We start from the raw sequence: 12,070 nt of genomic DNA, 5'->3' as shown, positions 1-12,070 counted from the left end.
TAAACAACAAATGTTCTTTTTTTGTTTTGAGCGTGTCTTATTTTCTTTTTGATATAAATAGTTGACGAATAGTGATTAAATCAATAGTATTAGGTTTTAAGGACAAGAGAAGAGGGGCGAAAATATTGGCAAAACGAATTGACCGAATTTATACGTATGTCAAAGAAAAGACCGCTCATTTATCTATAGATGAAAACGATCAAGGTGTAACGACTCAAGAGATCGCGGAAGTTTTGGGTATTCAACGTACCAATAGTAGTAAAGATCTCAACAAATTAGTACGTGAAGGAAAACTAAAGAAAACGGATGGCCGTCCAGTTCGGTATGTCTATCAAGAAAGACCGACCATTGAGAAACCATTAGCCAAATATGTACCTAGTTATAAAGAAGAATTGACTCACGTAAAAAAACCGAGTCTTCAAGTAGATACGAAAGATATTTTTGCCAAAATCATTGGCGCCAATGGTAGTATGAAAAACTCAGTGGAACAAGCAAAAGCTGCCATTTTGTATCCTCCCAGAGGGTTGAACTGTTTGATCACTGGACCGACTGGTTCTGGAAAGACTTATTTCGCTCATGCGATGTTTCATTTTGCTAAAACCAATCATGTGGTGGAAGAAGACACAGAGTTGATCGTCTTTAACTGTGCCGACTATGCTAATAACCCTGAATTACTGATGAGTCATCTTTTCGGGTATGTCAAAGGTGCGTTTACAGGTGCGGAAGAAGAAAAAATGGGAATCATTGATCAAGCGGACGGCGGGATGCTTTTCTTGGATGAAATTCATCGACTCCCACCTGAAGGACAAGAAATGATTTTTTATTTTATGGACCATGGTACCTATAGCCGATTGGGCGAAACAACGAAATCTCATGAAGCGAATGTTCGGATCGTCGGTGCAACGACTGAAGATCCAGGTTCGGCATTACTTGAGACATTTGTACGCCGTATCCCGATCAATATCAAGTTGCCTGCTTTTGATCGACGTCCAGCGAATGAAAAAATCGATTTAGTCAAAATCATGATCGCTCATGAAGCGAATCGTACGCAAAGAAAAATTTCTTTGACAGAAGATGTTGTGAAAGCGCTAATAGGCAGTGTTACTTATGGAAACATTGGACAGTTGAAGTCGAATATCCAATTGGTATGTGCGCGAGGATTTCTAAACCACATGAACAAACCTGAAATATCGATCACGATCGATGATTTAACTGAAGGGATTCGTAGTGGTTTGATCCAACTAGCAAGTAATCGAAAAGAAATGGCAGAGTTATCCAAGATACTTGATCCTAAAATCACCGTTTTTCCGAACGATGATGTGATGCAGTTACAGGCAGACTCCTATGAGTTGCCTTATAATCTTTACGACATTATTGGTGATAAAGCTGCTTTGCTCAAGTCAGATGGCTTGGATCAAGAAGCAATCAATCATTTTATCTCAACAGATATCAATATCCATTTAAAGTCATTCTATAAAGATCACGGTTTTTCATTTAATGCAGATAATAAGTTGGCGGAATTTGTTGACTCTAAAATTATTGAAGTAACGAATCAGATTTATCTCATGGTGAAGCAATCTTTACCATATGAGTTTCAACAAAATTTTATTTATGCGATGAGTCTGCATATCAGCTCTTTTCTGAAACGAATCCATTTAGGAGAAGAGCGGCATACAAATGACAATATCCGAGAAATGGCTATTGATTTTCCTGAGGAATACGCACTGGCGAAAGAAGTACGGAAACATATCGAAATGTACTTCCAAGTGGAGATCCCAGAAAGTGAAGATTACTATTTGACTGTATTACTTGTTTCATTACGAGCTAATCAAGCAAGTGGTCGGATCGGGGTCGTTGTGGCTGCACATGGCAATAGTACCGCAAGCAGTATGGTGCAAGTGGTTCAACAGTTGCTAGATGCGGATAACGTCCGGGCGGTTGATATGCCACTAGACATGGACCCGAAAACTGCTTTAAGTCGGATTGAGCGTAGTGTGCAAGAAGTAGATGAGGGGAGTGGAACGATTCTTCTGGTGGATATGGGTTCACTTGCGTCCTTCAATGCTCAGATACAGCAAGATACGGGTATCCCTGTTCGAACAGTCGATATGGTCACGACTTCTTTAGTTTTAGAAACAGTACGTAAAGTGTCGGTGCTGGGAACAGATCTTGACTTGCTTTATGAATCTTTGAAGAATTTCCGAGGGTATGCTGAAGTCTCAAGTGGAAATGTTGCGGAAGCGGACGACAAACAACGAAAGACCGTAGTGGCCATCTGTGCCTCAGGAGAGGGAACAGCACAAAGAATCAAATCGTTGATCGAGCGTGCAGTCAGTAAAAGGCAAGAAGCTCAATTGGAAGTAATTGCTTTGTCCATCGTTGATTTGAAAACTAAACTACCAAAGATCCAAAAAAATTATCAAATCATTGCGACGACTGGGATCACGGACCCGCATATCGATGCACCATTCATTCCATTGGAAAGATTTATTGATCAAAACATTGAGGTGATTTTAGATCAATTACTGTTAGAGTCAGAGTTAGATAAAACCGAAGATGTTTTATTAAATGAAGAAACAGCCAAAAGTACATGTGTGTCATTTATCGCAGATAATTTTACATTTATCAATGGAGAAAAGTTAATCGATCCTCTTTGGAAATTTGCAGATGGGTTAATGGATTCAGCAAGCATTGATGTAAAAGAATACGGATTTATGATCAACCTTGTTCTACATGCGGCGGGCATGATTGAGCGTGTCATCTTAAATGAACCGCTCTCTGTAGAAAATCAAGATAATCGTTCGATTAAAAACGATCCGCTCTATGTTAAAATTGTTGAGCCACTAAATGAGTTAGAAGGAAAGATCAAAGTCAAGTTTCCGTTAGAAGAAGTGTATTATCTATTGAAAATGATCACTAACCATTTAGAGAAAAAAGAATACACTAATGAAGATATACACAAAAAAGATACACTATTTTAGTGTATCTTTTTTGTGTATTGTATAAGAAACCATTAAATCAAGCAGTGTATCTTTTAAAAGTTGGCACGTTTCTTGCTTTTATTAAAGTGTGCTTAACGGAAATGCTTCCGACAGAAGTGGGGAGATGTTTTGAGTAGTGATTTAATAAAAAGGAGATTTACGAATGGATATTCGATTAGCACGTATAGACGATCGTTTGATCCATGGGCAAGTTGCAACTGCCTGGTCTAAATTGACTGGCGTTGAACGTATCATCGTCATAAGTGACGTAGTAGCGAAAGACAAGTTAAGGAAGTTTCTTTTAAAAGAAGCTGCTCCACCAGGGATTATGGCAAATGTCATCACTGTTGAAAAGATGATCCAGATCTTTGAGAGTGGACTCTTAGCGCGAACGAAAGTGATGCTTTTATTTACTAATCCTAAAGACGTTGAGAAAATTGTCCGAAGTGGTATCCGAATTGATTCTCTAAATATCGGGGGAATGAGTTTTTCTGAAGGAAAGACCATGATCACAAATTTTGTGTCCGTCGATCAACGAGATATCGAAGCCTTTCATTTTTTGGATGGTCAAGGTGTGGAGTTGGAGATTCGGAAGGTGCCCGCTGATCGGAAAATCTTTTTAATGGAATTACTGACCAAAGCCAAGAAAGCATAAAATTGTTGTTGCGTAACGGTCAAATGTATCTGTTGTAAAAGGTAAGCACTTATTTTTATTTTTGATTTTGTTACAACAAAAAGAAGTAGGAGGTATAAATATGGTAGGGATTATCCTAGCAAGTCATGGGCAATTTGCTGAAGGAATCTTACAATCGGGTTCAATGATCTTTGGCGAACAAGAAAACGTCAAAGCTGTTGTTTTACAACCGAGTGAAGGTCCAGATGACTTGAGAGCCAAATTAGAAGAAGCAGTCGCTTCCTTCGATAACCAAGACGAAGTCTTATTCTTAGTTGATTTATGGGGCGGAACACCGTTCAATCAATCAAACACATTATTTGAAGAACACAAAGATAAGTGGGCAATCGTAAGTGGTTTGAACTTGCCTATGCTGATCGAAGCATATGCTTCACGTTTTTCAATGGAATCAGCACATGAAATTGCTGCTCATATCATTGAAACAGCAAAAGAAGGCGTGAAAGTCAAACCGGAAGAATTAGAACCAGTAGTAGAAACAAAAGCTGCGGCACAAGAAGCTGCGCCTTCAGGAACACCTGGTAAGTTTACTTATGTTTTAGCACGTATTGATTCACGTTTGTTGCATGGACAAGTAGCAACTGCTTGGACAAAAACAACAAATCCAACACGGATCATCGTTGTATCTGATGCTGTAGCAAAAGATGAGTTACGTAAAAAATTGATCCAACAAGCTGCACCTCCTGGTGTAAAAGCACACGTTGTACCAGTTGAACAAATGATCAAACTTGCAAAAGATGATCAACACTTTGGCGGTCAACGCGCATTGCTATTGTTTGAAAATCCTCAAGATGTCGTGCGTGCAGTTGAAGGTGGCGTACCATTAGAAACAGTGAACGTCGGATCAATGGCACATTCTCCAGGTAAAGTACAACCGAACAAAGTACTTGCTTTCAGTCAAGACGATATTGATTCATTCAATAAATTGAAAGAATCTGGCGTGAAATTCGATGTACGTAAAGTACCGAATGACTCTAAAGGAAACATGGATGAAATTTTGAAAAAAGCGCAAGAAGAACTAAAAAATCGTGCTTAATTAATTATCAGAAAAAATGGAGGATTACTATCATGGATTTAAATATTATTCAAGTGATCTTAGTCATCATCGTTGCATTTTTAGCTGGTATGGAAGGAATTCTTGATGAATTTCAATTCCATCAACCAGTTGTTGCATGTACGTTGATCGGCTTAGTAACTGGAAATCTAGTTCCTTGTCTTATCTTAGGTGGTACATTACAAATGATCGCTTTAGGTTGGGCAAATATCGGTGCCGCTGTCGCTCCCGATGCTGCATTAGCATCTGTTGCATCTGCAATTATTTTAGTTTTAGGTGGTCAAGGTTCAGCCGGCGTTTCTTCAGCAATCGCGATTGCTGTGCCACTTGCTGTTGCTGGTTTATTATTAACAATCATTTGTCGTACGATTGCGACAGCGTTTGTTCATTTGATGGATGCTGCTGCAAAAGATGGTAACTTTAGAAAAGTTGAATTATGGCATGTTGTTGCTATCTGTATGCAAGGTGTTCGTATTGCAATCCCTGCTGGTTTGATCTTAGCTATTGGTGAAGGTCCAGTAAGAAGCTTACTTGAATCTATGCCTGTTTGGTTGACAGACGGTTTAGCTATCGGTGGTGGAATGGTCGTTGCCGTAGGTTACGCAATGGTTATCAACATGATGGCTACAAAAGAAGTATGGCCATTCTTTGCAATCGGTTTTGTATTGGCAACTGTATCAGAAATCACTCTTATCGGTCTAGGCGCAATCGGTGTTGCTTTAGCTCTTATTTACTTGGCACTTTCTAAACAAGGTGGTTCAGGTAACGGCGGAAGCTCAAATACTGGTGACCCACTAGGCGATATCATCGATAACTATTAAAGGAGGCGTTCACGAAATGGCAGAAGAAAGAATTCAATTATCTAAAAAAGATCGTATTTCTGTTTGGTTGCGTTCGACTTTCCTTCAAGGATCATGGAACTACGAACGTATGCAAAATGGTGGTTGGGCATTCTCAATGATCCCAGCGATCAAAAAATTATATAAAACAAAAGAAGACCGTGCGGCTGCGTTGACTCGTCATTTAGAGTTCTTCAACACTCATCCATATGTTGCTTCACCAATTCTAGGGGTAACTCTTGCACTGGAAGAAGAACGTGCAAATGGCGCACCTGTTGATGATGTTGCGATTCAAGGGGTTAAGGTTGGTATGATGGGACCTCTAGCTGGTATCGGTGATCCAGTCTTCTGGTTTACAGTAAGACCAATCCTTGGAGCGCTAGCTGCTTCTCTAGCGATGGCTGGAAATATCTTAGGCCCAATCATTTATTTCGTCGCTTGGAATATCATCCGTATGGCATTTATGTGGTATACACAAGAATTCGGCTATAAAGCAGGTTCTAAAATCACAGAAGATTTATCTGGTGGTTTGTTGCAAGACATCACTAAAGGTGCTTCGATCTTAGGTATGTTCATCTTAGGTTCATTAGTTAACCGTTGGGTATCAATCGGCTTTGCGCCAGTAGTATCAAGCGTTAAACTTGACGAAGGTGCTTACATTGATTGGAGTAGTTTACCTGCAGGTGCAGAAGGTATCAAGAGTGCGTTGGAACAACAAGCAGCTGGCCTTTCTCTATCTGACTACAAAGTAACAACATTACAAGACAACTTAGACAGCTTGATCCCTGGATTAGCTGCATTGTTACTAACATTGTTCTGTATGTGGTTATTGAAGAAAAAAGTTTCACCAATCGTTATCATTCTTGGATTATTCGTAGTGGGTATTGTTTTCCACTTAATCGGATTAATGTAATCTAAGTCAATAAAAGACAAGCTGTGACAGAAATCAATCATTGATTTTTGTTGCAGCTTTTTTCTTAGAATGCGACGAGACTTTACTTCAGCTTTCTTCCGATCGAATGGTGGATGATTGTGGAAAACTGTTTATTAGAGATAGTATCTATGCTCGAAAAGGCATACTATTTATGATAAGATGTCTTTGATATAGAAGTAAAAAACGTGAAATTAAAAGTATGGCTAAGCTGAACGAATGGCCAAATCATTGAAACAGTAATACTTCTGAGTACTGTAACTTTAGATTGATTAGAAATGGAGTGCTTGAAATGGTACAATCCCTAAATACAAAAGTTGACTTAACGATGAATGCGACATCTTATCTAGGTGTGGCAGAATATGGGAAGATCATGATTGGTGACAATGGTTTTGAATTTTACAATGATCGTGATGCACGGAAATTCGTCCAGATCCCATGGGAAGAGGTAGATGTCGTGATTGCCTCGGTGATGTTCAAAGGAAAATGGATTCCACGTTTTGCGATTCGCACAAAGAAAAACGGAACCTATTCATTTTCTGCAAAACATCCCAAGGAAGTTTTGCGCGCAGTCCGTAAGTATGTTGACCCAAGTCACATGGTTCGCTCTTTAAGTTTGATCGACGTTGTCAAGCGAGGCGTGATCGGTATTTTCAAGCGTAAATGATTTGTAGCTAGCCCTCATCGTTTGCCTGCTATTTATTTCTTATGATAAAATTAAAGAGTAAAGAGGGAGGTTATACGATGAGTTGGTTATGGACATTGATTGTTGGTGCAATCATTGGAGCGATTGCTGGAGCAATCACAAGTAAAGGAAATTCAATGGGATGCATCACAAATATTATTGCTGGTTTGATTGGTTCAACGATCGGTCAAGCGATTTTTGGCAACTGGGGACCAAGCGCTGCTGGTATGGCACTTATTCCATCTATTTTAGGGGCAGTGATCTTAGTTGCAGTTGTCTCATTTTTCTTTGGTAAAAGATCTTAGAAATGAAAGTCTAAAGCGTTTTGACTTGAGGGAAAGCTCAAGCCAAAACGCTTTGTTCGTTTCTATTGAAGGAATTTATCTTTCCTATGCCTTTAAAAAAGAAAGTTTGCTATAATGATAAAAAGAGTGCAAAGAAAGAAGGAATTTACACATGATGTTACGAGTAGAAAAGTTACGCAAAAAAATGCGAGAAGCGAATCTAGATTCATTTTTGGTGACAAGTCCTTACAATCTCCGCTATTTGACTAATTTTACAGGAACGACTGGGTTAGCGGTCATCACATTAGAGAAAGCCTTCTTTATTACGGACTTCCGTTATACAGAACAAGCAGCTGCGCAAGCGCAAGGTTTTGAGATCCTCAAAAATGTCGCACCAATTTTTGAGGAAGTCGCTGATTTGACTCGAAAAGAAGGATTGAAGAATCTAGCATTTGAAGAACGTACAGTTTCATTTTTAGAGTATTCAGTATTGGAAGAATTACTGGATGCAGAGTTGATCCCAGTTTCTGACATGATCGAAGAATTACGGGAAGTAAAAGATGAAGATGAATTAGTGATCATTGAAAAAGCTTGTAGCATCGCTGATATGGCTTATGATCATATCCTTAAAATGATCCAACCAGGGATGACAGAGATCGAGGTCGCGAATCAATTAGATTTCTATATGCGTTCACTAGGTGCATCAGGTGTGTCTTTTGAAACCATCGTGGCAAGTGGTGTTCGTTCAGCAATGCCACACGGAGTGGCTAGCCAAAAGATCATTGAACAAGGTGATTTGATCACGATCGATTTTGGTTGCTACTATGAAGGATACGTTTCTGACATGACACGTACGTTTGCAATCGGCGATCCTGGAGAACAACTGAAAGAAATCTATCAAATCGTTTTAGATGCCCAATTGGCAGTTCTAGAAGCAGCAAAACCTGGAGTGACAGGTATCCAACTTGATGCAGTAGCAAGAGACTACATCAGCAAATACGGCTATGGGGAAGCATTTGGCCACTCCACTGGCCATGGTATCGGCTTAGAGATCCATGAAGGTCCTAATGTATCTGCGCGAGCAGAGAAACCATTTGTTGTGGGCAATGTCATTACAGATGAACCAGGAATCTACTTACCAGGAATCGGTGGCGTCCGGATCGAAGATGACTTATTGATCACTGCTGAAGGAAACCGGGTATTGACTCACTCACCAAAAGAATTGATTATTTTGTGATAATCAGCATTTTTCAATAAATGTAAATGTCAAAACTCAGACTTTGTTATAGAAAATGGGCTCATTTAATGATACACTATAAGAGAAATCAAGCGATTGTAAACGGCGCGTTTTTTCACGCATGACTGATTTACAGGCGACAGTTTTCCTAGGTACATGACTTCGCTTTTTGAAGTGAAAGATGTATGTAGGCAAAAGGAGGAATAAATAAAAATGGCAGACGAAAAAAACTTAGTCTTACATGCTAATCAAGATTTAGGAGAAATCGTGATTGCACCAGAAGTGATCGAAGTCATTATCGGTATTGCAGCTTCTAAAGTCGAAGGGGTCTACGGAATGCGTGGGACTTTTGCTAGCAATGTCACAGAATTGCTAGGTCGCGCAGCGCATGGTAAAGGTGTATATTTAGTCAATGACGAAGAAGGTTTGAAAGTTGACTTATATTGTTATTTAGAATATGGCGTATCAGTACCAAAAGTAGCGATGGAAATGCAGGATCGTGTTCACCAAGAAGTGCTTTTCATGACCGACATTGCATTAGCTGAAGTCAATATCCATGTCGTAGCAGTTGTACCAGGAAAATTGGAACAACCAGCAATCGATGAACTTTTTGAGGACGAAGAGGAAGAAAATGAATAAAGAGTTATCAAGACACGAGATCCGCGAGATGGCATTACAGGCATTGTTCCCATTAGATTTTAACACTGATCTGACAAAAGAAGATGCGATTTTCAATGCGATCGAGTTGGACCATCAAGAGATGATCAATGAAGAGCAATCAGAATTTGTTCCAGTATATCTAGACACACTAGTTGGTGGCGTCTGTGCAAAAAAAGCATCGTTAGACACGATCATCGAAAAGCATTTAAAAAATAATTGGCGGATCAACCGCATTTCCAAAATGGATCTGATTATTTTAAGAATCGCGATTTTCGAAATGATGTACGTGGATGACGTGCCTGCAACTGTTGCATTGAATGAAGCAATCGAGTTAGCTAAAACATTCAGTGACGACCGTTCACGTAAGTTTGTAAATGGTATGTTATCGAATGTGTTAAAAGAATTAGAAGCTGGGGCGTAAGTCCTAGCTTTTTTCTATGATAGTTAGTAAATCTGGTTATGTTATAAGTGGTTTATATGGTAGAATGAAAGCAAAAATATCTGGGAGTGATCGTATGTCAGAATTGATGAATGGAAAAGAATTAGCAGAAAAAATGCAAGCAGAACTTGCGTTGAAAGTAAAAGAGCTTAACGAACGACAGATCAATCCCGGATTAGTTGTTTTATTAGTTGGAGAAAATCCAGCAAGTCAGGTCTATGTTCGTAACAAAGAACGAGTTGCGAATCAATTAGGTATTTATTCAAAAGTCGAGCGTTATAGTCAAAAGATCTCCGAAGATGAGCTTCTAAATGAAATTGAAAAATATAACAATGATCCAAGCTTCCATGGGATCCTTGTGCAATTGCCTTTACCAAAACATATTGATGAAGAGAAAGTGTTATTAGCAATCGATCCTAAAAAAGATGTAGATGGGTTCCATCCTTTGAATCTAGGACGTTTATTTGCAGGGAATCCTGATAAGATCCCTTGTACGCCTTTTGGGATCATGAAGATGTTTGAGGCATATGATATTGATTTGGCTGGTAAGCGTGCAGTAGTGATCGGTCGCAGTAATATTGTCGGTAAACCAATGGCGCAACTTTTGTTGATGGCTGATGCGACGGTCACCATTGCTCATTCAAAAACGAAAGACCTTCCAGCGTTAACTCGTGAAGCAGATATACTCGTAGTAGCTATCGGGCGTGGTCATTTTGTAACAAAAGACTTCGTTAAACCAGGTGCGGTAGTTGTCGATGTGGGGATGAATCGGGATGAAAATGGAAAACTGATCGGCGATGTCAAATTCGATGAAGTCGCTCCTCTTACAAGCTATATCACGCCTGTCCCTAAAGGAGTAGGTCCAATGACGATCACGATGTTGATGGCACAAACGGTCCAATCAGCTGAAGCAGAGCGAGGAGAGTTATGACGCAAGAATATTTAACAGTTACCACCTTAACTAAATATTTGAAACGAAAATTTGAAGCAGACCCATATCTGGAAAGAGTTTATCTAACTGGCGAAATCTCGAATTTCCGTATGCGAGCGAATGCGCATCAATATTTCAGTTTAAAAGATGATCACGCAAAAATCTCTGCAATCATGTTCAAAGGTGCTTTCCAAAAGTTACGTTTTCAACCAAAAGAGGGCATGAAAGTGTTGGTGATCGGTCGGATATCCCTTTATGAAGCCAGCGGTTCTTATCAAATTTACGTTGAATACATGGAGCCTGATGGTGTTGGTGCGTTGTATCAAGAGTTAGAAGAACGAAAAGAGAAATTGATGAAAGAAGGGCTATTTGCTGGACCTAAAAAGGCATTGCCGAGATTTCCAAAACGCATCGCCGTTTTAACAAGTCCTAGTGGTGCGGTCATTCGTGATATTATCACGACGATCAAACGCCGGTACCCAATCGCGCAACTTGTTTTGTTTCCAACTGTTGTGCAAGGAAACCAAGCAGCAGATGATGTCGTCCGCAATATCCAACGCGTTGAAGCGTTAGGAAATTTCGATACAATGATCATCGGACGTGGTGGTGGGTCGATCGAGGATCTTTGGCCCTTCAATGAAGAACGGGTGGCTCGTGCGATTTATCTAGCAAAAACACCGAGTATCTCTTCTGTCGGTCATGAGACAGATACGACGATTGCTGACTTAGTGGCTGATGTTCGAGCAGCGACACCGACGGCAGCAGCTGAGTTGGCTGTTCCAGTATTATCGGAAGAGTTGATGCGGATCAAGGAAAGACAAGCCCGATTAGAGCAAGGGTTTTTACGCCAAATCCAACGAAAACAAGAGCGGTTTGCCCGCTCAAGACAATCCTATGTCTTTCGCCAACCTGAACGTCTCTACGAGGGACAAACAATCAAACTAGATCAATTGCGGCAACGCTTGTATCAAGCAACGCAACAAATCTACTATGCAAAAGAAAAACAAACCATGACCTTAAGTCATCAGTTGCAACAAGTTGCACCAATTTATCGAGTGAAATCAGCCAAGCAAGAAACAAGCTACTTAGAAAAACGACTAGAAGAAAAAATGTACCAATATATGCAGCAACAGCAACAAAAGTTTCAACAGACGGTTCAGTCACTTGATTTACTTAGTCCTTTAAAAATCATGGGTAGAGGGTATAGCTACACCACGTTACATGATCAGGTGGCAAAAAGTGTCGATGAGATCCAAGTCGGTGATGAGTTAGTCATTCATTATGCAGATGGACAGGTCAAAGGCAAAGTGGAACAGATCAAAAAGGAGACAGAATAAG

At 39.9% G+C, this 12,070-nt stretch carries 12 protein-coding genes; all 12 read left to right on the top strand.

All coding sequences use genetic code 11. From position 1 onward, the window contains the following. The first annotated feature begins 125 nt into the window (after window positions 1-125). The 12 genes from P3R27_RS07545 to xseA all read left to right on the top strand — a co-directional run bounded on the left by P3R27_RS07545 (window position 126) and on the right by xseA (window position 12,069). The gene (locus P3R27_RS07545; protein ID WP_301356554.1) at window positions 126-2,981 is read left to right on the top strand and encodes a sigma-54-dependent transcriptional regulator; all 2,856 of its coding nucleotides are present in this window, start codon (window positions 126-128) and stop codon (window positions 2,979-2,981) included. A gap of 163 nt (window positions 2,982-3,144) precedes the next feature. Further along, on the top strand, window positions 3,145-3,636 hold the full coding sequence (locus P3R27_RS07540) for a mannose/fructose/sorbose PTS transporter subunit IIB (protein WP_034689886.1): 492 nt from the start codon (window positions 3,145-3,147) through the stop codon (window positions 3,634-3,636). 100 nt (window positions 3,637-3,736) lie between these two features. Continuing rightward, window positions 3,737-4,708 carry a mannose/fructose/sorbose PTS transporter subunit IIA gene (locus P3R27_RS07535; RefSeq protein WP_010736008.1) on the top strand — a complete coding sequence of 324 codons (972 nt, stop codon included), beginning with the start codon at window positions 3,737-3,739 and terminating at the stop codon, window positions 4,706-4,708. Between the two features lie 32 nt (window positions 4,709-4,740). Further along, entirely contained in the window at window positions 4,741-5,547 is an 807-nt protein-coding gene (locus tag P3R27_RS07530) for a PTS mannose/fructose/sorbose transporter subunit IIC (protein WP_034689884.1), read from the top strand. 16 nt (window positions 5,548-5,563) lie between these two features. Further along, window positions 5,564-6,478, top strand: a complete 915-nt coding sequence (locus P3R27_RS07525; RefSeq protein WP_019724014.1) for a PTS system mannose/fructose/sorbose family transporter subunit IID — start codon at window positions 5,564-5,566, stop codon at window positions 6,476-6,478. Between the two features lie 310 nt (window positions 6,479-6,788). Beyond that, entirely contained in the window at window positions 6,789-7,163 is a 375-nt protein-coding gene (locus P3R27_RS07520; RefSeq protein WP_034689882.1) for a DUF956 family protein, read from the top strand. A gap of 77 nt (window positions 7,164-7,240) precedes the next feature. Beyond that, a complete protein-coding gene (locus P3R27_RS07515) occupies window positions 7,241-7,486 on the top strand; it encodes a GlsB/YeaQ/YmgE family stress response membrane protein (RefSeq protein ID WP_010736004.1) in 246 nt (81 codons plus the stop codon). Window positions 7,487-7,637: 151 nt separating this feature from the next. Continuing rightward, entirely contained in the window at window positions 7,638-8,702 is a 1,065-nt protein-coding gene (locus P3R27_RS07510) for a M24 family metallopeptidase (protein WP_126133981.1), read from the top strand. 213 nt (window positions 8,703-8,915) lie between these two features. Continuing rightward, entirely contained in the window at window positions 8,916-9,341 is a 426-nt protein-coding gene (locus tag P3R27_RS07505) for an Asp23/Gls24 family envelope stress response protein (protein ID WP_301356548.1), read from the top strand. Further along, on the top strand, window positions 9,334-9,783 hold the full coding sequence (nusB, locus tag P3R27_RS07500) for a transcription antitermination factor NusB (protein ID WP_010736001.1): 450 nt from the start codon (window positions 9,334-9,336) through the stop codon (window positions 9,781-9,783). The genes P3R27_RS07505 and nusB overlap by 8 nt, the downstream gene beginning before the upstream one ends. Window positions 9,784-9,877: 94 nt before the next feature. After that, entirely contained in the window at window positions 9,878-10,732 is an 855-nt protein-coding gene (locus tag P3R27_RS07495) for a bifunctional methylenetetrahydrofolate dehydrogenase/methenyltetrahydrofolate cyclohydrolase (protein WP_034689878.1), read from the top strand. Next, window positions 10,729-12,069: an exodeoxyribonuclease VII large subunit gene (gene xseA / locus P3R27_RS07490; protein WP_301356544.1), complete on the top strand. Its 1,341-nt coding sequence runs from the start codon at window positions 10,729-10,731 to the stop codon at window positions 12,067-12,069. The genes P3R27_RS07495 and xseA overlap by 4 nt, the downstream gene beginning before the upstream one ends. Window position 12,070 lies beyond the last annotated feature (1 nt).

The sequence above is a fragment of the Enterococcus spodopteracolus genome (assembly GCF_030441955.1).
In the GTDB taxonomy this organism is placed as follows: Bacteria; Bacillota; Bacilli; order Lactobacillales; family Enterococcaceae; genus Enterococcus_B; species Enterococcus_B spodopteracolus.
The sequence above is the reverse complement of the archived record's forward strand: the minus strand, read 5'-3'. Positions and strand labels throughout refer to the sequence as shown.